The sequence below is a fragment of the Streptomyces sp. NPDC001270 genome (assembly GCF_042896695.1).
Taxonomy (GTDB): Bacteria; Actinomycetota; Actinomycetes; order Streptomycetales; family Streptomycetaceae; genus Streptomyces.
Genome location: NZ_JBIAXM010000002.1, coordinates 17,837 through 40,252, shown reverse-complemented (window position 1 = coordinate 40,252; position 22,416 = coordinate 17,837). Strand labels below are relative to the sequence as shown.

Annotated in this window: 21 protein-coding genes and 2 pseudogenes; 9 read left to right on the top strand and 14 right to left on the bottom strand. The window is 69.2% G+C overall.

Annotation, left to right across the window (positions count from 1 at the left end):
- Positions 1–216: 216 nt before the first annotated feature.
- From ACFY2B_RS04110 to ACFY2B_RS04095, 4 genes and pseudogenes are all read right to left on the bottom strand, one after another.
- Positions 217–878 (bottom strand): annotated as a pseudogene (locus ACFY2B_RS04110) (response regulator).
- The gene (locus ACFY2B_RS04105; protein ID WP_390761578.1) at positions 875–1,336 is read right to left on the bottom strand and encodes a sensor histidine kinase; all 462 of its coding nucleotides are present in this window, start codon (positions 1,334–1,336) and stop codon (positions 875–877) included. Before ACFY2B_RS04105 ends, ACFY2B_RS04110 begins: the two are co-directional and overlap by 4 nt.
- Before the next feature lie 206 nt (positions 1,337–1,542).
- Positions 1,543–3,405 carry an ABC transporter ATP-binding protein gene (locus ACFY2B_RS04100; protein WP_390761974.1) on the bottom strand — a complete coding sequence of 621 codons (1,863 nt, stop codon included), beginning with the start codon at positions 3,403–3,405 and terminating at the stop codon, positions 1,543–1,545.
- 588 nt (positions 3,406–3,993) lie between these two features.
- Positions 3,994–4,569 carry a CGNR zinc finger domain-containing protein gene (locus ACFY2B_RS04095; RefSeq protein WP_390761577.1) on the bottom strand — a complete coding sequence of 192 codons (576 nt, stop codon included), beginning with the start codon at positions 4,567–4,569 and terminating at the stop codon, positions 3,994–3,996.
- 103 nt (positions 4,570–4,672) lie between these two features.
- Between ACFY2B_RS04095 and ACFY2B_RS04090 the strand changes: the two genes are divergently transcribed.
- Positions 4,673–5,845 carry an epoxide hydrolase family protein gene (locus tag ACFY2B_RS04090; protein WP_390761576.1) on the top strand — a complete coding sequence of 391 codons (1,173 nt, stop codon included), beginning with the start codon at positions 4,673–4,675 and terminating at the stop codon, positions 5,843–5,845.
- Positions 5,846–6,246: 401 nt separating this feature from the next.
- Here the strand turns inward: ACFY2B_RS04090 and ACFY2B_RS04085 are convergent, their stop codons facing one another.
- Positions 6,247–6,816: a TetR/AcrR family transcriptional regulator gene (locus ACFY2B_RS04085; RefSeq protein WP_390761575.1), complete on the bottom strand. Its 570-nt coding sequence runs from the start codon at positions 6,814–6,816 to the stop codon at positions 6,247–6,249.
- A 71-nt stretch (positions 6,817–6,887) separates the two neighbouring features.
- On the opposite strand from ACFY2B_RS04085, the pseudogene ACFY2B_RS04080 reads away from it, so the two are divergent.
- Positions 6,888–7,061: pseudogene (locus ACFY2B_RS04080) on the top strand (NADP-dependent oxidoreductase); the annotation flags it as partial.
- A 152-nt stretch (positions 7,062–7,213) separates the two neighbouring features.
- Entirely contained in the window at positions 7,214–8,140 is a 927-nt protein-coding gene (locus tag ACFY2B_RS04075; protein WP_390761574.1) for an NADP-dependent oxidoreductase, read from the top strand.
- 213 nt (positions 8,141–8,353) lie between these two features.
- On the opposite strand, the gene ACFY2B_RS04070 is transcribed toward ACFY2B_RS04075, so the two are convergent.
- Positions 8,354–8,797 (bottom strand): hypothetical protein, encoded by a 444-nt coding sequence (locus tag ACFY2B_RS04070; RefSeq protein WP_390761573.1) that lies wholly within the window; start codon positions 8,795–8,797, stop codon positions 8,354–8,356.
- Positions 8,798–8,976: 179 nt separating this feature from the next.
- On the opposite strand from ACFY2B_RS04070, the gene ACFY2B_RS04065 reads away from it, so the two are divergent.
- Positions 8,977–9,681, top strand: coding sequence for a TetR/AcrR family transcriptional regulator (locus ACFY2B_RS04065; protein WP_390761572.1), 705 nt, complete (start codon positions 8,977–8,979; stop codon positions 9,679–9,681).
- 233 nt (positions 9,682–9,914) lie between these two features.
- Here the strand turns inward: ACFY2B_RS04065 and ACFY2B_RS04060 are convergent, their stop codons facing one another.
- From ACFY2B_RS04060 to ACFY2B_RS04050, 3 genes are all read right to left on the bottom strand, one after another.
- Positions 9,915–10,337 carry an SsgA family sporulation/cell division regulator gene (locus tag ACFY2B_RS04060; RefSeq protein WP_390761571.1) on the bottom strand — a complete coding sequence of 141 codons (423 nt, stop codon included), beginning with the start codon at positions 10,335–10,337 and terminating at the stop codon, positions 9,915–9,917.
- Between the two features lie 270 nt (positions 10,338–10,607).
- Complete coding sequence (locus ACFY2B_RS04055; protein ID WP_390761570.1) at positions 10,608–10,988, bottom strand: hypothetical protein; 381 nt, start codon at positions 10,986–10,988, stop codon at positions 10,608–10,610.
- Positions 10,989–11,397: 409 nt separating this feature from the next.
- Positions 11,398–12,366, bottom strand: a complete 969-nt coding sequence (locus ACFY2B_RS04050) for an SDR family NAD(P)-dependent oxidoreductase (RefSeq protein ID WP_390761569.1) — start codon at positions 12,364–12,366, stop codon at positions 11,398–11,400.
- A gap of 474 nt (positions 12,367–12,840) precedes the next feature.
- On the opposite strand from ACFY2B_RS04050, the gene ACFY2B_RS04045 reads away from it, so the two are divergent.
- The gene (locus ACFY2B_RS04045) at positions 12,841–13,299 is read left to right on the top strand and encodes a MaoC family dehydratase (protein WP_390761568.1); all 459 of its coding nucleotides are present in this window, start codon (positions 12,841–12,843) and stop codon (positions 13,297–13,299) included.
- A 43-nt stretch (positions 13,300–13,342) separates the two neighbouring features.
- On the opposite strand, the gene ACFY2B_RS04040 is transcribed toward ACFY2B_RS04045, so the two are convergent.
- From ACFY2B_RS04040 to ACFY2B_RS04030, 3 genes are all read right to left on the bottom strand, one after another.
- The gene (locus tag ACFY2B_RS04040) at positions 13,343–14,263 is read right to left on the bottom strand and encodes a sulfotransferase domain-containing protein (protein WP_390761567.1); all 921 of its coding nucleotides are present in this window, start codon (positions 14,261–14,263) and stop codon (positions 13,343–13,345) included.
- Between the two features lie 562 nt (positions 14,264–14,825).
- Positions 14,826–15,323, bottom strand: coding sequence for a GNAT family N-acetyltransferase (locus ACFY2B_RS04035; protein ID WP_390761566.1), 498 nt, complete (start codon positions 15,321–15,323; stop codon positions 14,826–14,828).
- Positions 15,324–15,440: 117 nt separating this feature from the next.
- The gene (locus ACFY2B_RS04030; RefSeq protein WP_390761565.1) at positions 15,441–16,190 is read right to left on the bottom strand and encodes a maleylpyruvate isomerase family mycothiol-dependent enzyme; all 750 of its coding nucleotides are present in this window, start codon (positions 16,188–16,190) and stop codon (positions 15,441–15,443) included.
- A 444-nt stretch (positions 16,191–16,634) separates the two neighbouring features.
- On the opposite strand from ACFY2B_RS04030, the gene ACFY2B_RS04025 reads away from it, so the two are divergent.
- Positions 16,635–17,435 (top strand): SDR family NAD(P)-dependent oxidoreductase, encoded by an 801-nt coding sequence (locus ACFY2B_RS04025; RefSeq protein ID WP_390761564.1) that lies wholly within the window; start codon positions 16,635–16,637, stop codon positions 17,433–17,435.
- A gap of 294 nt (positions 17,436–17,729) precedes the next feature.
- Here the strand turns inward: ACFY2B_RS04025 and ACFY2B_RS04020 are convergent, their stop codons facing one another.
- Complete coding sequence (locus ACFY2B_RS04020) at positions 17,730–18,347, bottom strand: TetR/AcrR family transcriptional regulator (RefSeq protein WP_390761563.1); 618 nt, start codon at positions 18,345–18,347, stop codon at positions 17,730–17,732.
- Positions 18,348–18,673: 326 nt separating this feature from the next.
- Positions 18,674–20,098 carry a serine hydrolase domain-containing protein gene (locus ACFY2B_RS04015; RefSeq protein WP_390761562.1) on the bottom strand — a complete coding sequence of 475 codons (1,425 nt, stop codon included), beginning with the start codon at positions 20,096–20,098 and terminating at the stop codon, positions 18,674–18,676.
- 271 nt (positions 20,099–20,369) lie between these two features.
- Here ACFY2B_RS04015 and ACFY2B_RS04010 point away from each other — a divergent pair, with 271 nt between their 5' ends.
- The 3 genes from ACFY2B_RS04010 to ACFY2B_RS04000 all read left to right on the top strand — a co-directional run bounded on the left by ACFY2B_RS04010 (position 20,370) and on the right by ACFY2B_RS04000 (position 22,293).
- Positions 20,370–21,143 carry a TIGR03084 family metal-binding protein gene (locus tag ACFY2B_RS04010; RefSeq protein WP_390761561.1) on the top strand — a complete coding sequence of 258 codons (774 nt, stop codon included), beginning with the start codon at positions 20,370–20,372 and terminating at the stop codon, positions 21,141–21,143.
- 541 nt (positions 21,144–21,684) lie between these two features.
- A complete protein-coding gene (locus tag ACFY2B_RS04005) occupies positions 21,685–21,936 on the top strand; it encodes a peptidoglycan-binding protein (protein WP_390761560.1) in 252 nt (83 codons plus the stop codon).
- 147 nt (positions 21,937–22,083) lie between these two features.
- Positions 22,084–22,293: a hypothetical protein gene (locus tag ACFY2B_RS04000; RefSeq protein ID WP_390761559.1), complete on the top strand. Its 210-nt coding sequence runs from the start codon at positions 22,084–22,086 to the stop codon at positions 22,291–22,293.
- Positions 22,294–22,416: the final 123 nt, after the last annotated feature.

The window sequence follows — 22,416 nt, the reverse complement described above, 5'->3', positions numbered from 1 at the left end:
AGCCAACAGTAACACTAACGGTTAATGTTTACAAACCGTTTCGAATTTGTAGCTGATAGCGTCAGTGCGGCAGCCCGGGAGGTCACGTGCGGGGCCCTTGCCCCTGGACCGGCCGCAGCGGCAATCCGTAGCCCTCTGCTCGGCCTTCCCGTGCCGCTCACCGTCGGCGCCTGCCGGACGCGCGAGCCGGACCAGCCCTCTTCGCACTGCTCGATCTCAGTCAGGGTGGATGAGGCGGCTTTCGTAGGCGAAGACCACGGCCTGTACGCGGTCGCGCAGTTCGAGCTTGTGCAGGATGCGTCCCAGGTGGGACTTCACGGTCGCCTCCGCGAGGTACAGCGTGGCCGCGATCTCCGTGTTGGACAGGCCGCGGGCCACCTGGACGAGTACCTGGCGCTCGCGGGCAGTGAGCAGCCGCAGCCGTTCATCCCGCCGGTCGCTGCCGCCGCCGGGGATGTGCGCGGAGAAGTTCTCCAGCAGGCGGCGGGTGATCCGGGCGAGACCACCGCGTCTCCCGCGGCGACGTCGCGAATGGCGGTGAGCAGGCTCTCGGGCCGGACGTTCTTCGGCAGGAACCCCGATGCGCCGGCCTTGAGCCCGGCGAACGCGTAGGCGTCGAGATCGAAGGTGGTGAGGATGAGCACTCTGCTCTGCGGCGAGACCCGGATGATCCGCCGGGTAGCCTCGATTCCGTCCGCCCCCGGCATGCGGACGTCCATGACGACGACATCGGGGCGTAACTGCCGGGCGAGGCGGACCGCTTCGTCGCCGTCGGCGGCACCGCCGACGGGTCTCATGTCCGGCTGGGTGTCCAGGACCGTGGTGAAGGCCATGTGCAGCAGCGCCTCGTCGTCGGCGAGCAGGACGCGGATCGTCATACCGCCGCGTCCGTTCCGCCGCCGAGGCCGAGGCGGGTGCGGACGCGCCAGCCGCCGCTCGGGAGCGGTCCGGCCTGGAGCACCCCACCGTAGGCGGCCGCTCGCTCACGCATACTGCGGATACCGTGTTCCTTCGGGGCGTCCTGGTTGTCCCGGCGGGGGCCGTCGTCCATGACGTCGATCGTGACGGTTGTGGCCAGGCAACTGATCCTGACCTGCGCGTGGGTGCCACGAGGCGTGTGTTTGAGCGTGTTGGTCAAGGCTTCCTGCACCAGGCGGTAGACCGCCAGTTGTGCTGTGACGGGAACGGGGGTGTGGTCGCCCCGGACCTCCAGGCGGGTCGGCAGCCCGGCGGCGCACATCTGGTCGGCGAGGCCCGCCAACCGGACGATGCCGGGCAGTGGGTGACGCTCCGCGTCCGGTTCGTCCGCCCGCAGGATGCCCAGGGCGCGCCGCATGTCGGTCAGAGCCTGTCGGCCTGTCTCGGCGACCTGGAGCAGTACGGCGGACGACTTGTCGGGACCCTCACAGCCGGTCTCAGCGCTCCGGAGTCCGCGTCTCGGTAGGCAGGTTGCGGTGCTCCGTTCCGCTGGTCAGGATCGCGGAAGACGAGTTCGCCGTGGGCCGTGGGAGATGCGGCATGCCGCAGCGGCGTCGGTACGGCTCATGCGGGTGCCCCGCGCTGCTCGCCGCCCGGCTCGGAGGTGACCTGGAAGGACAACAACTGCTGGAACAAGCCGGGCTGTCGCGCGAGATCCGAGTAGGTGCCCTGCTGCACGATCCTGCCCTCGTCGAGGACCACGATCCGGTCGGCAACGGCGACGTTGGTGATGCGGTGGGTCACCAACAGCACTGCCCGGTCGCGGGCCAGATCCCGCAGCCGCTGGAAGATCCGGTACTCGGCGCGGGGATCGAGGTTCGCGGTCGGCTCGTCGAGGACCAGCAGCCCGGCCTCACGGAAGAACGCCCTGGCCAGAGCGATGCGTTGCCATTGGCCGCCGCTGAGTTCCTCGCCGTTGAGCCACTCGCGGGCAAGGAGGGTGTCCAGGCCGGCACCGAGCCTGTCGACGACCTCGTCGGCGCCGGCGGCCTCGCACGCCTCACGCACCGCCGTGTCGCCGCGTGCTGTCGGCTGCCCCAGGTTCACGTTCTCGCGTACGGTCAGCGGCCAGTGCGCGTAGGTCTGTGGCACCAGGGCCACCTGTTGCCACAGGGCCTGCGGGTCGGCATCGCCGATGGGCACCCCGTCCCACAGCACCTGCCCGCTCGTGGGCAGGTTCAGGCCGCTGATCAGCTTGGACAGCGTCGACTTGCCCGATCCGTTGTAGCCGACCAGGGCGGTGACCTCACCCCGCCGCAGGGTGAGCGAGACGTCGGACAGCGCGTCGCGGTCCTTGCCCGCGTAGCGGTGGGTGACCGACCTGACCTCGATCGTCCTCGGCGGTACGGGGCGGCGCGGACCCCGGCGCATGCGGAACCCGCCCGCCTTGTCCAGGAAGCCGCTCCAGTCGTCCATGTACAGGCCCGTGCGCACGGCTCGGGCGCCGACGGCCACCAGACCGCGGACCGACTGGCCCACCGTCTGGAGGGCGAAGACGGCGGTTCCTGCGTGTCCGACGCTGATGCGCCCATGGGCCAACAGCAGTACGACCGCCGCCCATACGATGGCCGACCCCAGGCCGCCGCACAGCGCGCCGATCAGGGACATGCGGGCGCCCTTGTCGGCCGCGGCCCGGTCCTCGCGGTTGATCCGGGCGACCGTTTCCCGGTACCGGCCGGACAGGAACGGGGCCATGGTGCCGGCGCGGATCTGGTCGGCGGCGTCCTTGGTGTAGATGTGCCAGCGCAGCACCGACAGCATCCGTAGGTCGCCGTTGCTGCGCAGGTTCGCGAGGTACCGCGCCCTTGCGGCACTGACCTGGGCCAGGGCCTGCGGCAGGCTGGCCGCGATCAGGAGCGGCAGAAGCAATAAGTTCACTCCGGCCAGGACGAGAGCCCCGGCGACGAACGACGCGGACGAGGCGATCAGGTCCTGCCCCTCGTCGATCAGGTCCCCGGTGACCTGCGCTCCGCGGTCGGCTGCCTCGCGGGCACGGTTGAAGTCGGGGTCGTCGTAGGCGCACAACTCGACCTCGGCGCAGCCGGTGAGCAGCATCTGCTCGGCCTCGCGCGACATCAGCGGGCCCAGCCGGGAGGACAGCCAGTTGACGGTGATGCCCAGGAGAGCGCGCACCCCGGCGGAGCCCGCGAGCAGGGCCACGGACGGCCACGCCTCAAGAAGCCGGTCGTAGACGTCTCCGCTGGTGAGCAGCGCGGTCAGGGTGCCGCTGATGGCCACCAGGCCGAGGGCCTGCATGACACCGGCGACGGCTTGGCACAGCAGGAGACCGATCGTCGCCCGTCGGTCCACTTGCCAGGCGAGCGCCAGGGAGCGGCGCACCAACTGGGGCAGACGCCGGGCCATGTCGCGCATCCGGATGGAGCGGCCGGCCGCTTCACGGCTGCCGGTCAGGTCGACGTACCGCATCTGCGGCGTGGAGGCGTCTGTTCCGTGCTCGGACTTGAGGGGGGTGGTGCTCTGCGCATCGTCGGGCCGGCCGGGTGCTGTGGCCGCGGCGTGCTGGGGAGGGGCGGTGCGCGGCCCGGGGACCTTGTCGGCTGACGCATCGTCGGTGGGCTCGCTCATGCTTCCCACCTCGTATCCGGCACTGCCGAGGTGCGGATGCCGTCAACCTTGCACGTGATCGTGCCGGGCCGTTCGATTCCGGGAGGCTGGTGCGCGGGGGCCGGCCTGGGGTGCATGGTGTCCTCCGTCTGTGCGTCGGTGTGGCACTGGTGCACCAAAAACGTGATGGATCCCGGTCCTGTAACGGCCCGACAGCGGACAGTTTGTGAATGTCAGTTCTCATTTCGGCGCTGGGTGTCCCGTCCCGTTCGACATTGCCTCTCGGGCGCCGCGGCAACCTGCGGTCAGGAATTTCCTCGTGGACCGCCGAGGCTGCCCTGTCTCAGGGCAAGTTGTCGCCGAGGGGGCTTTCGAGGCTCCCGTCGCATTGCTGGCTCATCGCATTTGAGGGCGTGACGTGGGGTCCACTCGGATGTACCGAGGTAACGATCACTCCGCTGATCTGGGGTTTTCACGCTTGTTGGCGTTGAAGCGCGCTTTCTTCCGGCGATTCCCGCACGTGTTCATGTCACACCATTTGCGGGTGCGGCTTTGGCTGGTGTCGAAGAAGGCGGCTCGGCAGGTTGGTGATGCGCACAAGGCCAATTTTCCGTCACGTTCGCCTGCGATGATGCTGATCGCGTCGGCGGCGATCACGCCGAGTGCATCTTCCACACAGGAAGCCGAGCTGAGCCGCCATCGCCGCTCACCTTCGGGCGTCAGGATCGCCGCGGCCCGACCCTGAGCGCTGCGGTCATTGATGACTTGGACAGCGGACGCGGGGAGGGCGTCCTGGATCGCGGCCGCTGTCGCGGCGGCGTGAATCGACTCCCTCAGTTCCCGAGCGAGGTCGAGCTGGGCAGTGGTGCAGGAGTCCACGGCGAGGCCGCTCACTGCCAGCCAGTCGACGAGTCGGTGCGGCGTGGGAATGCGCTCCACCGCGTTGCCATGACGCTCCGACAGAGTCCCCGTGAAGCTGGTCGCCAGCACGGTACCGAGGCGGAAGTCAGGGAACCCAGCACGCATGGAACCACCTTAGCGGGTTGCATCGCGGCTCGGAGAACTGCTAGAACCGTCTTAGCCGGTTCGCGGTAGATCGCGGTCGGTTCCACGACGGTCAGGAGGTCTCATGCCCCGTCCAACCAGCGACGTGCAAGCATGTGAAGCCCACGCGACTGACGCTGACCTTGACGATCTGCGCGCGCGACTGGCCGCGGCGCGACTGCCGGAGGCCGAGACGGTCTATCGCGCCGCGCCCGACCCTCGCCGATGGGAACAGGGCGTTCCGCTCGCCGACCTCGTCGATGTCGTGCACTACTGGCGCACCGGGTACAACTGGCGGTCATTCGAAGAGCGCCTTGACCGTATCGGCCAGTTCCGCACGACCATTGATGATCTGGGAATCCATTTCCTGCACCGCCGATCCGCGCGCGCAGATGCCACTCCTCTGCTCTTGACGCACGGCTGGCCGGGCAGCATTGCTGAGTTCATCGATGTAGTGGACGAACTGGCAGATCCGAAAGACGCAGACGCGCCGGCGTTCCACGTCGTGGTCCCGTCGCTACCAGGCTTTGGTTACAGCGACAAGCCGGCCACCACCGGGTGGGGAACCGAAAAGATCGCGGCCGCATGGGTGGAACTGATGGGAAGGCTCGGCTACAGCAAGTTCGCAGCTCACGGTGGCGACTGGGGAGGTAATATCACCACGGTTCTCGGCGGCAGGTTCCCGGCGCACGTTCTCGGCATCCACACAACGTTCGCGGAGGCACCGCCCGGGTTGACAACGGACGGGCTGACGGCGGTGGAGCGCAAGTGGACCGAGGAGACCCGCGATTTCTGGCGCCACCACGCGGCGTACGCGAAGCAGCAGGCGACCCGACCGCAGACCCTCGGCTACTCGCTCGTCGACTCACCGGTCGGGCTTCTTGCCTGGATCCTTGACAAGTTCGCTGAGTGGACAGACACCGAAGACAGCCCGTTCGAGACGATTTCCAGAGACAGGGTTCTTGACAACGTCACCCTGTACTGGCTGACGCGGACCGGCGCATCGTCGGCCCGCATTTACTACGAAAGCCACAACTCGCTGGACCCCGACCTTCGGGTCGACGTCCCGTCAGCAATCAGTATGTATCCCCGCGACATCGAGAAGTGTCCGCGCCCCTGGGCACAGGAGCGGTACCGGCAGATCGTCCGATGGAGGTCGCCAGAAATCGGGGGGCATTTCCCGTCGCTGGAGGTTCCCGAGTATTTCGTCAAAGATCTGCAAGAGGGCCTCGCGGCAGTGCTGGCCGCCAATCGGTGAACGCCGCTCGGTGACCCGGCACTCGATCATCGCCTGATCCGGATCAAGGAGTTGCCCGACGGCTCGCTCAGGCATGTTGTGGCGGTCCGCCCGTATGCATGACGCCACCCGTCAAGCAGCGCTCCGTAACCAGGCATCGAAGGACGCGAGGCCGCCTGCAAGCAGGGCAAGAGCATCGGTGGCACCGGTATGACCGACACCCGCCGCCAGGGTGGGCCCGGCCTCGTGGGTGATGCTCGCAAGGTGCTGTCATCGCCACCGCGCCGCTCGCCATCAGCTGGTTCGAGCGGTTCGTCGTCCCCTGCCTCGCAGACGCGGGCTTCGCGCCCGCCGCTGTGCCCGACGCGCTTGACCCGCCCTCAGCCGAGGCCAACCGCACCCCTGGGACTGCTCGCAGACGGTCAGGCGACCTCCCACGCCGCCTCGATCATCCGGAAGATCTCGTCCACGGCGGCCTGCGGGTCGGCGGCCTCGCGGGCCAGCGAGTAGGCGTCGATCACGAACCTCGCGAGCGTCCGGCAGGCCGTCGTGGTCTGGGTCAGGCCGGGATCGGCGGCGATGGCCGTTGCCAGCGAGTCCGCGTGGCGCAGCCGTATCGACTCCTCGTACTCCCGCAGGGCACGCGACTCGTCGATCATGCGGTAGATCGGGGCGGTTCCGTCCCCCGTGCAGTGCCGGATCATGGCGTGGATCTCGCGGCGCAGTGCGGGGATCAGCGGTTCGTCCGGTGCGCGGTCGGTTACTGCCTGCGTGAGGCGTTGTTCGAAGTTGGCGTCCTGCTCGAACACCAGGGCCTCTTTGGAGGCGAAGTGGGAGAAGAGCGTGGTGACGGCCACGTCGGCCTCGGCAGCCACGTCGCGGATGCCCACTGCGTCGTATCCGCGTTCCAGGAAGAGTCGCAGGGCGGTGTCGGCGATCTTCTGGCGGGTGGCGGCCTTCTTGCGTTCGCGGCGGCCGGTCGGCACGGTCATGGCACTGACACTATCAAATCCGAAGGAGTAACGGTTTCTAAACAAAAACCGTTAGTGTTACGGTCGGCTGTGTGAAGAGAGTGAGCTTCGCCGAGTTCGGCGGTCCAGGCGTGCTCCGCCTCGAAGGCGCCGAGGAGCCCCATGCGGGCCCCGGTCGGATACGCGTCGCAGGACGGGCCGCAGGCGTGTATCCCGTCGACTGGAGGATCCGCGAAGGCCGGTTCCGGAAGGTCCGCCCGATCGAGCGCCGCGGTAGCCACCGCAGTCACCCACAACCCGGCAAGTGAGTGATCGCGTTCTTCACTGAACGAGAACAACCGGGAATCTGGCACTGCCTCAGAGGTGAGTGACCGCAAGCCCTCCTGCCCAACTACCGCTGAATACAGGGAGATTTCCTATGTTTGCTGTGCGATACCACCGCTACGGCGGCTCCGACGTCCTCCGCATGGAGGAGGTCGAAGAGCCGCACGCCGGACCCGGTCAGGTCCGCATCGCGGTGCGTGCCACCGGCGTCACCCCCGCTGACTGGTACCTGCGTTCAGGGATGCTGCGGGACATCGTCCCCCTGGCCTTCCCCCACGTCCCCGGCATGGATGCCGCCGGAATCGTCGACGAGGTGGGAGAGGGGGTCACCGGCACTGCCGTGGGAGACGAGGTCTTCGGCCTCGTGCCGTTCGTGGATCAGGGAGGCGCTGCGGCCCAGTACGCCGTGTTGGAGGCATGGGCACCCAAGCCCCATTCGTGGTCCTTCGAGGAAGCGGGCGGCGCCGCCGGCAACATCGACACGGCCACGCGCGTACTGGAGGCCCTGGGAGCCGCCGGAGGAATGACGTTGCTGATCGAGGGCGCCGCCGGAGACGTCGGCACCATCACCGCGCAACTCGCGCGGGCCCGCGGCCTTACCGTGATCGGCACCGCGAGCGAAGGCAACCACGGCTTCCTCGAACAGTTCGGCGTCGTACCGGTCACCTATGGGGCGGGGCTGGCTGATCGCATTGCCCCGCTGGCTCCGCGCGGAGTCGACGTGGTGCTGGACGCGGCCGGTAAGGGTTCTCTTGCCGAACTGGTGGCCGTCGCCGGTGATCCGCAGCGCGTGGTGACCATCGCCGACTTCGACGCCGACCGGCACGGAGTGCGGATCTCCCGCTCCGAAGCCGGACAGTCGCCGGGCTGGGCAGGACTGCCACTGGCCGCAGACCTCGCCGACCAGGGACGTCTCACCGTCCCGCTCCACCGCGTGTTCCCGCTGAAAGAGACCGCCACGGCTCATGACGTCAGCGCCACCGGCCATGCGCGCGGCAAGATCGTCATCACCGTGCCCTGACAGCCGCGGGCCCGGACACGTTCACGCCGCCGACGGGGAGCAGCACTGCTCCTGCGGCGGCCTACGGCCTGCCGCCTGCCGCCTGGCGAGCGGGGGCCGGTGGGCCGGACCGGCTCCGCGGTGGCACGGGCGCGGGCGGCAACCCGGGACGAACGGCGTTTCTTGCGGCCGGGCGCCGCAGGTTCCGCCTGCCCGGGGCCGGCCCCCGCGTGATCAAGGAGCCAACGAACGGTGTGCGAACTCACCGGCCGCCCGGTCTCCGTACCACAGCCGCTTCAACTCCTGGACGGTGCAAGGACGTTCACTTCCGTTCGACCAGTGCGCCCGGATGTCCCGCCGGACCGCCGGACCGCCGGACCGCTGGTCCGACGCGCCGACTGCCGGCAAGGCCGCGGCCGTCCGCGCCGGGCAGCCGGACCCGCTCTCTTTTGCGGGTGTCACCGGTCCCGGGTGGACCGGTGGGTTCGGCACCCGGTGCTCAGCCGTGACCTGCCGGGGGAGCAGGCGCCGCAGCAGTGACTGCTCCAGTTCGATCAGGACGGTCTCGCCGTGGTGGTGGAGCCCGGGGAGGCTGCGCCACAGGACGAGTTGTCCGTGGATGGCGGTCCACAGGTGGGTGCCCAGCATCCGGGCTTCCGCGTGGTGTTCCGGACTCACCGCCGCCCTCACCCTCGCCCCCGCACCGCAGGTCCCCGCCGAACGGCTCCGGCGGGTGGGTTCCGCGAGACGTCGGCCGGCCGGTGGCCGGTCGCCCGGCGTGGAGGACGCGATGGCCCGCGCCATGAGTCAGGTCACATCTCTTTAATTCGAGGGCCCCCTCATGTTATGCTGCGTGCATGAGCCCCCAGCCCACCCTCTCCGCACCACGGGCGGCGGCCAGGCCGCTGCGGCGCGATGCGCAGCGCAACCGGGACGCGATCCTGGCCGCAGCCCGCAAGGCTTTCGCCGAGCAGGGTCTGGCCGCGTCCCTGGAGGGCGTCGCCCGCGAGGCGGGTGTCGCGATCGGAACGCTCTACCGGCACTTCCCCAGCCGGCTGGACCTGGTCGAGGAACTCTTCACCGCGAAGTTCACGGATCTGCTCGACGCGGCGGAAGAGGCGGCGGCCATGGACGACGCCTGGGAAGGGTTCTGCCATTACCTGGAACGGCTGTGCCAGTTGCAGGCATGCGACCGCGCCTTCAACGACCTGGTCTCAGCCCGGCTGCCCCTCCACGCGCTCGGCAGAGGACTGATCGAGCGCGCGAAGGACATGGCCACCCAGACCTTCCGCAAGGCCCAGGAGCAGGGTGTCCTCCGTGGCGATGTCACCTACGAGGACGTCGCGTTCGTGATCTGGTCCCAGGCCGGGATCATCCAGGCCACCCGCACGGTCGCCCCCACCGCATGGCGTCGCCACCTCCATCTGATGCTCGACGCCTTCCGTGCCGAGTGCGCTCACGAACTGCCCGAGCCCCCGATGACCCGCCAGCAGGTCGACGAGACCCTCGTCCCGCTGGAGTGCCCCGAAGCGGACTGCGGCGACTGCTTCGGCGAGGCATGACCGGCGCACCAGGCAGGCATGACCACCGGGTCACGAGACAGACGGCGGGCCCGGTACCGCAAGGCGCATGAGCAGGTCCGGTACCGCGAGGCGCGGAACGGACCGGGTACACGAGACGCACACGGCAGGCCCGGACACACAACGAGCCCGGTACCGCGATCGGCAACCGGACCCTCACCCCCGAAGACCGTCGGGCCCTCAGGCCCAAGGCACCGCCGTCCAGCGCACGGGCTTCAGCCGTCCGCCAGCAGCTGTGCCAGCTCGGCGTCCAGGTCGAGCCGGCGGGACTCGGCACCCGGAGGCACCACGGACCGGGTGTCACGCAGGAAGGACGCCACGCCCCGCGCGGGCAGTGCGAGCAGCGCGGATCCGGCGGGCGTACGGAGAGCGATGTACACCACGTCGCGCCCCGCGCCGCCGGCCGGCCACATCCGCACATCTCCGCGTCCGGTGTGCCGGCTCAGGGCCTGCTCCAGCATGTCCCGGCTGAGGTACCACTCGACCGCCGCACACCTGGCGGCGGGGTAGAAGGCGGCACGGACGGCGTAGGGATCAGCGTCGTCGTACCGCAGTGCGACACACATCGACACCGGCTGGTCGTACGAGACGAAGAGCCGCATGGGCAGTTCGTGCGCCACGGTCCTGACCGAACTCACGGTGGCCTCACCCCTTGTTCCCGCAGTTCCCGCTGTTCCCGCTGAACCCTGGCCTGCCGGTCCGGTACTCCGCTCGCCCCTGGGGTGAGCGGACGTATCGGCCGAACGGCACACACGGCTGGTACGTGTGTGCCGTTCGGCCGGGAAGGGTGTCATCGGCCCGGGTCCGCCCTCGCTCCATTGTGCGGTCGCCGGACGGGGCGCGAACACACACCCCAGGGCCGCGTCCGCGGGGGACGTGGTGCCCGACCGCGACGGCCGGTGGCCGCGTCACCGGTGGTTCAGGTACGAGACGAGCTGGTCCGCGTACCAGCTGTTGGTGGCGACACCGCGCCACGGCGTCACCTCGCTCCACCGGTTGCCGTACCCGATGTACACGTGGCGGCCGTCCCGGTGCTCCGACCACTGGTGCCGGCCGTCCCAGTTGATTCCGCGTCCATCGTCGTGCCGGCCGTTCCAGCCGATGCCGTGTCCGTCGTCGTGGTAGCCGCTCCAGCCGCCGTCGGTCCGTACGGCGGAGACCGGGGACACGGTGTGCTGCGCGGGCTGTGAAACGGCGGCCGACGCGGTACCGCCGGCGCCGAGCAGCGCTCCGCCCGCCATCGCCGCAGAAGCAAGACCGACCGAGATCCGCTTGGTCCACCTGTTCATGGTCATCTCCTCGTTGTGTGCCGCGATTCCGCCGGCCGGCGGTCGCCGCCATCTCCGTGATCTGCGATCCGGGAAATCCGGACCGTCCGGGTGCCGAGCTACGGGGGATCATCCGGAGGGGGTCCTCATGTTCGGCCAGTGCCCAACGTACCCGAGGGGTGCCTCATGTTTGCAAATGCGTCGACAGTGATGCTTGTCACGGCGCGTGCGGGGTGGCTGTGCGGTAGGGGCAATGCGAAAGCACATGGTGTTTCTCCGGTCCCGGCGCGGTGATGGTTCCGTCCATGGCGTCCGTCGGCGCGGGCCTGGCGGGTGGTCACGGTGGCCGTTCCCGTTCCCGTACTCGCCCCGCCGACCTGCACGAACGCATGTCACTGAACGCCGCGGCCGGCCTGCGCACGCTTGTCGGTCAGCGCGCGCCAGGGGCTGTGCGGGGATGGTGCCGAGGTTCGACGCCGGTCAGGTCACGGCTGACGTCCCACAACCGCTCCGCCACGGAGGTGTCGGTGAGGTGGTTCCACACCCGTTCTCGTCGGGGCTTGCCGCGCAGGCTGAAGACACGCGGTCCCCACAGCTGCCCTCCGCGCACGCTGGGGTCCAGCACTGCTCGGACCGCGGGCCATGCGCCGGCGTGCTTGCCCTGGAGGAGGAGGGCGGCCGGTGCACCGCGGAGCCGCGCACCACCGGTCCGCACATGGACCGGCGGCCGTGACGGGGTCAGGGAGTCCAGCGCGCCGCCGGGATGGACCACCACGCTTGCCACCGTGCTTTCGACGGCGCGCAGGCGGCGGTCGAGTTCGAGGCCGAAGTGCATCTGCGCCAGCTTGGAGCGTCCGTAGGTGCGCTTGGGCGAGTAGTCCTTCCGGGACTGCAGGTCGTCGAGGTCGAGCCGCTCGGACTTCGCCGCGAAGCTGCCCATGGTCACGATGCGGGCCGCCGGTGCGGCGGACAGCAGCGGCATCAGCCAGTGGGTCAGGGCGAAGTGCCCGAGGTGGTTCGTGCCGAACATAAGCTCGTGACCGTCCCCGGTCTCCCGGCGCGGCGGGGCGTCGAGCGCGACGCCGGCGTTGTGGACCACCGCGTCGAGGTATTCCACACCCAGCGATTCCACCGCTGTTCCGAGCGAGGAGAGATCGGCGAGGTCCAGCCGTACGGCCCGCACCCGCGCGCCGGGGACACGCGAGCGGATCGAGGCCGTGGCGACTTCGGCCTTCGCGGGATTCCGGCTGCCCAGTACGACGGTGGCGCCGGTTGCGGACAGCTGCTCCGCGACGAAGTACCCGATTCCGGCGTTGCCGCCGGTGACCAGGACGACACGGCCATCGGCACGCGGCAGCCGGTGGACATCCCAGGGCGGGGTGGAGGACGTGGACGACATGGCGGCGGGGCTCCCTTGCTGTTGAAGGTGGCTGCGGCTGCCCAGCAGGACAGCTCGACACCCACGCTTCCAGCGGCGGCCGAGATATCGCCTACGGATCACCGACAGCCTCGCCGGACGGCCGACATCCTGCCGACGAGGTGCTGGCCCGCCGCAGCACCGTCGGCGCCACTGAGCGTTACGGCGACCAGGCGGCCGACGCGCTTCCTGGACGCACTGTGCAGCCAGGGCGGAGTGCCCGTCGAACGCCTGCGGCCCAGCAAGGCGGCACTGCGGAATTACGGCACTTACGCCTCGGCGTCCCGCTTCGACCTACCTTCGACGTGCTGGGGCGCGTCGCCAGGATGAAGGCACGATCGGGGGCTTTGGGCCGATCGCGGGATTCGGCCCGGGGATCTCCATGGAAGTGATCTCCGGGACAAGGCATTCCCGACCGAACGGTCACCGCCGTCCACTCCCCTGAAGAGGTGTTCATTGAGCTTCGGTAGGTATTTCGAGGAGTTCGAGGCCGGACAGGTCTTCAGTCACTGGCCGGGCAAGACGGTCACGGAGTACGACCACCATCTGTTCTCCCTTCTGACCATGGTGCGACACCCCCTGCACCTCGACGCCCACTACGCCGAGACCGCGACCCGGTACAAACAACCCCTGATCATCGGAAGCTATGTCTTCTCGTTGCTTCTGGGCCTGTCCGAAGCGGATGTGGCGGGGCGCGCCATCACCCACTGCGGGTTTGAGAAGATCGAGCACCATGCACCGGTTCTCCACGGCGACACCCTCTACGCGGAGAGCGAGGTGTACGCCAAGCGCGACATCGCCGAACGTGACGGCCGCGGTCAGGTGGGCGTGGAGACCCGAGGTTACAACCAGCACCGCACCTTGGTGATGACACTGCGTCGGGAACTCGTCGTACCCAAGCGTCCGCCGGGCTGACGCGGCATCCGGAACCGAGCCGATACCCGGGCGGTCGCATCGCTCACGTCGACAACGGTGATGCGTCGCGGGCAAGCCAGGAGCGGAGGTCTTCGGGGAGCCGCAGCAGTACTTGGTCGTGCAGCGCGAGTTCGTCCTCGGAACACAGGGTGCGCCACTGTCCGCTCGTACCCTTGTGGAAGAAGTTCCACGTCCCGAGTGCGGAGCCGGAGAAGCCCGAGTCCCAGATCTCGTGCCCCTTCGCTTTCATCTCGGCGAAGGTGCAGGCCCTCACCAGGTCCGGCCAGACGCGGGCGTCGACGGAGATGCCGAGGAAACCAGCCAGCCGGCGCATCTGGCCCTCCAGGTCGTCCAGCATGTCCTGGTAGTGCAGGAAGTACACGTTGGGCTCGGACCGGTGTTCCCACCACGAACGCAGCTGGTGGGTGGGTGAATTGTAGGGCCAGCCGTCCCTCTCCCACGGATATGCGCTACGGGTGAAGAATTCCCGCCAGAACGCGTGCACGTCCTCGGGTACTTCCGGTGGACAGAACGCCGAGGTGTCCTTCTCGCCATGATCTTCCATGGCCGCCGCGAGGGCGGCACGCGGCCCGGCGGAACTCATACTGCGGGCATGGTGATGGGTGGACAGGGCGAGGTCCCGCAGGTCCCGGCCCACTACCAGATAGGACACCTCCGAATAGAACGGAAGCGCGTCCAGGGGCAGATGCGTTTTGATGAAACGACGATGGCGCTGTGCGGAAAGCGACGCCATGACCTGGGGAAGCGGGGCGATACCCATGTCGAGCCATGGGCTCAGCTCCATGAGCGGAAGAGGCAGACGGACACTCTGGAAGATCAGAGACGCCACGATCTTCTGCGTCCACGTGGTGCCGGCCTTGGTGGCGGTGGAAATGACGATGTCCCCGCGTCGGGGCGTATAGGAGTTCCACCGCGTACTGTCGAGCAGCGGACTGTGATACACGCGCGAAGGCGGACGCAAGGATCTCAACACGACGAGGGCCGCTCCCTTCTTCCTGTCACGCTCACTCCCCGATCAGGCCCCGCTTCCCGTACCCGGGAGAATGAAGCGACGCATCATCCTCCTGTCCCTTCCGCGGTTCGGCGTCATTGACCGGCTCATTCTGATCGGCGGTCTCCGGCATGCAAAACCCGGCGGGTTCCGCCATGCAAAACGATGCCATCCGATCACTGCAAGAGATACGGACGGAAATCACTCGATGAGCTGCCGATCTGGGAGGATTCCCCAAGCGGATTTGTGCCGGCCCGGCAGTGGCAGGCGAGAGTGGGCCACAGCTGCTTTTGTGGCGGTGCGGATGAGCTGGGCGAGGGCGAGGGCAGAGTTTTGTGCGCGGCGAGGGGGTGCGTGGCGCGCAGGATGGGATCTGTCCCTCGCTGAGCAGTTCCTCGCTGTCGAACCCGGCGACGGAGTGGAACGGTGTGTGCATGAGGGCCGGCTCGGCGCGGCCGTCGCGCCGCGTGAACCGGTCCCGCCCTGGTTTCTCACGCCCGCACACCGAGTCCGATCAGGGGAGTGCCAGGTCGCGCTGGTACCAGGTGCCCGGCTTTCCGCCGAGGTGGGCCGGGTCGGCCGGGCCGACGGGGACGAACCCGGCTTTGGCCAGCACCCTCTGCGACGCGGCATTCTGGTGGGCCGTGGCCGCGCGCAGCGTGCGCAGCCCGTGCCGGGCCGCCGCCAGCCGGCACAGCTCCCGGACGGTCCCGGTCGCCACGCCACGGCCGGCGACGTGCTGGGCGACCCGGTAGCCGAGTTCAGCCGTGTGGTCCTCGATGTCGACCAGGTTGAACCGGCCGAGTACCGAGCCGTCCTCGGCGACAAGCACGTAGAAAGCGCAGGTGCCGGCCTCCTGCTCCGCCAGCAAGGCGTCGTACCGGTCGGCGAACCGGTGGAAGAAGTCGTCGCCGCGGTCGGAGATCGAGGCAGCGAAGTAGGCGCGGTTCGCCAGCTCGAAGGCCAGGACCGCCGGGGCATGGCCGGCACACAGCTGCTTCAGCTCGGGCATGGCCCGACCTTACCCAGGTGGCAGTACGCGAAGTCCACCTGGTTTCCGCCCAAGCCCCAGGCGCGTGACGTACTCCGCCTGCACCCCGTCCCGCAGGGGGCCTTTCGGGCTGGGAGGTCAAGACAGGTCGGGCCAGTTCAGGAGGTTCTCCAGCGCGGCGCGGTCTCCCTCGCTCCGCAGATTGTCCAAGGGGAGGCGGCGGTGCAGGGCCAGCAACAGATCGCTTGCCGATCCGTGGACGTCGGCGTCCGCCTCATGCCGGCCGTCGACGAGGTGTGAGCCCGACTCCGTCAGGTCGATCAGCCAGGACTTGCCTTCGGTGGCGTGCAGGCCGATCCGGGTCGGCTCGTGCGGCCAAGGCCCGGCGGTGCCATGGCTGACGCCGACGAACTCGGCGATGCCGTCGAGTGCGACAACCGTCGGGACCGGCTGGAGAGTTCCGGTGGCCAGCTGTGCGTCGAAGGCGTGGACAGCGGCCTCCTGAACCTGATGGCGTGCCACGGCACCACTCGTCTTCGGGACGTCGGAGTCGACCCACCAGGTCCAGCAGTCCATCGCGGGCCCTGCGGCTCGCAGGGCAGCGATCAGCTCTCGGGTGGCTGCGGCGGAACGGGCCAGTAGGTCGGCAGGCAGCGTGGCATCGGCCGGTGCCACGGTTGGCGGCTTCTCGCTGGGGCCGGCCGCGACCGCCGCCGCCCAGAACCGGTGCACCTCGGTGAGGTGCTCGACGAGGTCGCGGAGCGACCAGTCGGGGCAGCTGGGGACGCGGACATCCAGATCGGTGGAGCCGGCGACGCTGCTGCGCAGGGCGGCGGAGCGGTCCTGGACCAGGGCCAGCAGGTCTTCGAAGGCAGGTGTCTCGGTCATCCCAGCGTTCTACCACCTGGCACTGACAATGGCCCGTCGCCCCTCCACCGACCCACGAGTACCCCAACAGAACGTCGTGGGCGGTCTGTTGGGGGGGTGTCTGCGGCGACACCAACCGGTCCGGGCGTCCCGAAGAGATCGCCGATGCGGTGGTCCATCTCGCGAGCCCCCGCCCCCGTGCCGACTGGATCGGCGGCGCGCCCCTGCGCGTGGACGGCGGAACCACGCGCTCAGCGAACTGACACACCGGACGCGCGACCCGGCCCGCCGGGTGTCCCGTGGCCTGCCTGCCTGCCTGCCGTCCGGCCGACCGAGAGATCCGCGACACGTCGGTCCGGAAACACCGCCCACCCGCACAAGAAGTCTACCGCTGTATACTTAGTTCCGGAGACACACTTCCCCGGCCGGCACGGTGCGGGGAGTCCGAGAGAGGGAAAACAGGACATGAACCTGAATCTGACCGGGAAGCGCGCCCTTGTCACGGGGTCGAGTGTCGGGCTCGGCGAGGCCACCGCGAAGCTGCTGGCGGCCGAGGGTGCCGCGATCGTGGTCCACGGTCGGGACCAGGAGCGCACGGAGAAGGTCGCGCGGGAGATCCGCGAGGCCGGCGGGAGAGCCACCGCGGTGCTGGGTGACCTGGCCGACGACGCGGCTGCCGCCGAGGTCGCCCGGGAGGCCACCGCGGACGGCCCCGTGGACATCCTCGTCAACAACGCCGGGTTCTACCGGCACCTGTCGTGGGCGGAAGCGACCCCCGACGACTGGCGGGACACCTACAACGTCAACGTGGTCTCAGGTGTGCGGATGATCCAGCACCTGGTTCCGGCGATGCGCGAGCGCGGCTGGGGCCGGGTCATCACCATCGGCGGCGGTCTCGCCTCCCAGCCGATGAACACGCACCCGCAGTACAACGCCACCTTGGCGGCCCGCCACAACCTCGCCGTGTCGCTGGCCCGCGACCTGAAAGGCACGGGGGTCACCTCGAACGTGGTCTCGCCCGGAGCCATCCTCGTCGAGGCCACCAAGGAACTCGTCACCGAGATCGGCCCCGCCCGCGGATGGGGCGAGACCTGGGAGGAGATCCAGCCCAACGCCGTCAACGCCCTCATCCCGAACGACCAGGAGCGCTTCGGCGAGCCGGACGAGATTGCGGCGGCGGTGGCGTACCTGTGCAGTGAATACGCCCAGTACGTCAGCGGCGCCACGATCCGCGTCGACGGCGGAGTCATCCGCTCGGCCTTCTGAACGCGACACGGTCGGACGGCCACGGCCGGTACGGGGGCCGAACGGCAACGCCCCGGCACCCGCACCGGGACCGCCACCTCTTCCTGGCCTGCGGTTTCCTGCCGCCGGCTACCCGAGGATGTCCTGGAACTAGTGCCCCGACAGGCAACGTTCGCCCCGTCGCGACGCCCGGCACGCACTCTCGCCGCACCGGCCGAAAGCCCAAGTACGTCCAGTACGAGGACTTCCGGCCGGCACGCCGAGAGCACGCACCGAACGCCGCTCCTTGACGGGCAAACGTTGCCTGCCGAGGCACTAGGTGCCGGCGGTAGCGGCAGTTCCGGCATCCGCCTCACCGGTGACCGGTCGGAGCATGCCCGTCAGAAGGTCCGCGAGGCTGTCGTTGTCGGCCTCGGCGAGGGCGGACGTACCCACGACGGTGCGCAGCAACCATGTTCCCGCGACCAGAGCCAGCCCGAGCTGGGCCCGTACCTCCGCCTCAGGCCCCTCCAGCAGCCCCGCCAGGCGCCCACCCACGTGCGCCTCGATGCCCCGGCGAAGGACATCCGCCGCCTCGGGATCCTGCACCGAACGGAGCATCAGCAGGAACGGATCAAGACGTTCGGCACCGGGCGCGGTGCGTTCCGCGAGCGTGTGCGCGATCTCTCGCGACAGACTCCGGCGATCGTCACCGACGACCGTCGGCGGTCCGAAAGCCCGGTCCACCGCCTGGGCGAAGAGTCCTTCCTTCGACCCGAAGTAACGGTTGATCATCATCGCTGTCACACCCGCTCGCTCAGCGATCTGCCGAACCCCAGCCCTCGCGTAACCGTGCTCCGTGAACTCCACCACGGCCGCGGCGAGAATCGCCTCGCGCGTCGCGGCACCGTCACGCTTGCGGGCAGGCTGCACAGCATTCATGAACAGGAGCATACGTGGGGCGCGGCGGCCTCTCCGAAACGTGTGGCGGCCTCTCCGAAACGTGCGGCGGCAGTGATCGATATCCACTGAACGCGCCGGTCTCGCCCCGGGCCGCCCCGACCGGATGCCTGGAAGGGGGCGCCCGGGCGGTCGGAGGGCCAGGGGCAAGGGGCGAACGCACAGCACGGCGGCGGGGCGGCCGGCCAGGGCCAGGCCCGTCTGCCTCCCCCGGCCCACCGGGGTACCTTCCAGTCTTCGGGGCCGGGGCCGGGGCGCTGCGCGGGGGCCGGGCACGCTAGGCGTTGTCCTCGATCGTCACGCCGACCATCCCAGATCCATCAGAAGGAGCGGGGTGCCCCCATCGCGTGCAGGGGCAACGGGTGCAGCGGCTGGGTGTGCCAGCGCGCGGTGAACGTGCGGTCCGGCAGGGAGCAGGTCAGCGTGAGCCGGTGCGGGGTCTCCAGGAAGATCACGTCCGCCTCCAGCGTGCCGGTGTCCGTCCAGCCACCGCTCACCGCGGTCGGGACCGGTTCCTCGGCGACGTTCCACCCGTTCTCCACCAGCCGCAGTTCGATGCGGTGACCGTCCTCGACGAGCGTGAGGCGTGTGCCGTCGGCCCCTGCCGCGACCTCCACGGAGGTCGTCCTGGCCGACGGCTCGCCCGGGGTGAACTCGACGGTCGCCCACTCCTCGGCCCGCTCGGCGGGCGCGGGCTTACCCGCGGCGGGCGGCAGCGCAAGTCCCGCGAGGCGTTCCGCCAGGGCCGCGTCCGTCTGCTCCCGGCCGGACAGTGGTGCGGGCCGGAAGGCGGGCAGCAGATGCTCCCAGATCAGGTCCAGCACCTGCTGCATCTGCACGGTCTCCTCGGTGATCGCGATCACCGCGTCGTGCTCGGGCAGTACCACGCAGAACTGCCCGTAGGCGCCGTCACCGCGGTAGCCGTGCCGGGACATCCAGAACTGGAGGCCGTAGCCCTGCTTCCAGTCGGTCCCGCCCGGGGAACCGTCCGCGTTGGAGACCTGCGGACGTGTGGCCTCGGCCACCCAGGACGCGGGCAACAGGCGCTCGCCCTCCCAGACACCGTCCTGTAGGTAGAGCTGGCCGAGCCGGAGGACGGCGTCCGTCGTGGAGTGCAGGCCGGAGAAACCCAGGTCGCGTCCGGCCCGGTCGCGCTGCCAGACCGCCTCGCCGATGCCGAGCGGTTCGAAGAGGCGAGGGCGCAGATAGTCGATGAGCGACTGGCCCGTGACCCGCTGGACGATCGCGGCGAGCGTGTAGGTGGCGGGCTGGTTGTAGGTGAAGACGGTGCCCGGGTCACGGTCCGGCGGAACCAGTAGGAAGCCGCGCACCAGCTCCTCCCGGTCGATGGCCTGCGCGCGGTCCAGGGTCTCCGCGACATGGCCGCTGGACATCGACGCCACGTGCCGTACGAGCATCGCGCGGCTGCGCGGATCGGTGATGTCGGCCTCGAACTCCGGAAAGTACGAGATCACCGGGTCGTCCAGCCGGATCAGGCCCTCCGCGGCGGCGAGGCCGGCGGCCGTCGCCGTGAAGCTCTTGCTCAGCGAATAGAGGAGGTGGAGGCGGTCCTGCGCGTACGGCGCCCACCAGCCGGAGGCGACGAGGTGGCCGTGGCGCAGGATCATCAGGCTGTGGGGTGCTATGTCGGGGGCGGCTTCGAGGGCGTCGAGGAAAGCGCGGACTCCGTCGGCGTCGACACCTTGGGCGGCGGGGGTGCTCTGGGGCAGCGGGCGCACACTCATGCAGGCATCCTCTCTCGCCGTCCCCGTGAGCGCGAGGCCCGTCACGAACATGCTTCGGGGGACCCGGCTCCGGGACCCGGGACCCATGGCGCGCAGGGGATCGCGTACTCGGTAGCGCAGAAGGCGTTGGGCGCCGCCACCCTTGGTGTGCCGCACCTGATGGTGCGCCGCGCTGCCGCGCACTTGGGGCCTGACGCGTTCGGTTAGGGTCATGCGTGGATCGGCTCCCGCCGGCACTGCCTGCCGTCAACGCGTGTGAAGGTGATACCGGATGCTGAACTACGACCTCGACATCTCCGGGCTGGACCGCGACCTTGCGCTGCCCGACCTGGTGGCTGAGGGAGATGAACTCGACGCCCTGGTATCAGCGCGGACCGACTGGACCAAGCCCACACCGGCAGCGGGGTGGACGATCGCCCACCAGATCGCTCATCTCGCTTCAGCCGACGCGAACGTTCTCATCGCCCTGCGGACCCCGGAGGCGTTCGACGGCGTGCTGAAGCGGGCTGAAGCGGCGGGCAGCCGGTACGCCGATCTCGACGCCGCCGCGGGAGCGGCCGAACCGCGGTCGGTACTGCTGGAACGATGGCGCGCCGGTCGAAGCGAGGTCGCGGCGGCGCTGCGTGACGTACCGCAGGATCATGGGTTTCCTTGGTACGGCTCGCAGTTGACCGCAGCGCTCATGGCACCGCTTCGGCTGATGGAAGTGTGGGCCCACGGGCAGGACATTCTCGATTCCCTGGGTGTGACACGTCGTCCGACGGGACGGCTCAAGCAGGTGGCTTCCTTGGGAGTGATAGGACGCGAGCTGTCGTTCTACGCCGCTCAGTTGCCCGGCCCGGCGGAGCCGTTCCGCATCGAGCTGACCGGTCCTGACGGCCAGACCTGGGCATGGGGCCCGGCGAACGCGACGCAACGGGTTCAGGGCAGTGCCCTCGACTTCTGCCTCCGAGTCACCCGACGCAGGTCCCGAGCCGAGACCGACCTCACGGCGGTCGGTGAGGACGCCCAGAAGTGGCTGGAAATCGCACGGGTTTTCCTCTGAGGAGGTCACGTCCACCGCCATCACCGCCCCCACCGCCTGAACCGTCGGCGGGACAGAAACCTCGGGTGGCACCTCGGGCGAGGTTTCCGGTACGGACACGGGCGCCGACCGTATTGGACTGTGTGCACTCCATGCCAACGTTTGTGCGCTCCAGGTCGACGACTTGTCGGCGTGTCCTTCGGTAGCTTCCTCGTGAAAGGCGACAGCGCTCGGGCAGGCGGGGCGCGGCTGAGCGGTGTCCCCTCGCACGAGTTCCCGCGGTGTCGACTGCGGTGCCCGAGCCGGGACTTGTCGGGCCCCTCGACGGCGAAGCCGCGGTGGGTGCGTCGTGATCCGTTCGAGTCGGTCAGGCCGTCGGCCCGAGAAACATACCGAGGTCCGTTCGCTGGGAGTGCGTGTGAGTAGACATGTGATCGTTTCGGTGGAGAGACCGCGTCGTCGGATGGCGGCATACGGTGCCGCGCTGGTGTGTCTGGGCGGGTTGGCGTTCGGGCTGGCACCGGCAGCACACGCGGCAGGGTCCGAGGGATCCCGGAGCAGTGTGCCGGCAGCAGCCGCCTTCACGTGCGGCTACTACTCCGGCAATGCGCTGACCGTCCGTGGCGACCTCGGACCCAGGGTCCGGGAGGTGCAGTGTCTGCTCGGCATCACGGTCGACGGTGAGTTCGGGCCGATCACCGAGAGCACCGTCGAGCGGTTCCAGTCCTGGTACGGGGGCCTCACCGTGGACGGAAAGGTCGGCGTCCACACCTGGGCGGCACTGCGCGAAGTGGCCGGCGGAACTCATGGCTGATGCCGGCGGCATCAGCGCGAGAGAACGCCGAGATGCGCCGGAGGAACGCCGTCGTGTCGTTCCCGGACGGCGTCCGTCCGAAGATGGCGCGGGTGCGGGTCGGGTGCGGCGGTGCAAGCTGAGACAGCGTCATTCGTGGGAGACAACATGAGGGTTTTCGGAAGACTCGGCATTCTCGTTGGCGTTGCCGCACTGATGGCCGGCGCGTTCACCGCTCCGGCCGCCCAGGCAGCCCCGCAGTCGCCCGTCGGGGCCCAAGTGCATGCCTACGAATGGGACACCGCTCAGGCGGGATCGCCGCCGTCCGGCATGGCCTGCGTCGATCTGACCGGCAGTACGGCCTGCTTCCAGAAGTAGGGCGACAAGTGGTGGGTCAAGGACACCGACCCCGATGGACACTCGGCCACCGCCTCGTGGAAGAACACGCTGTGGGACGGATCGAAGTGGGTCCTCTACCGCCAGGGCTCGTGTGTCAACAAG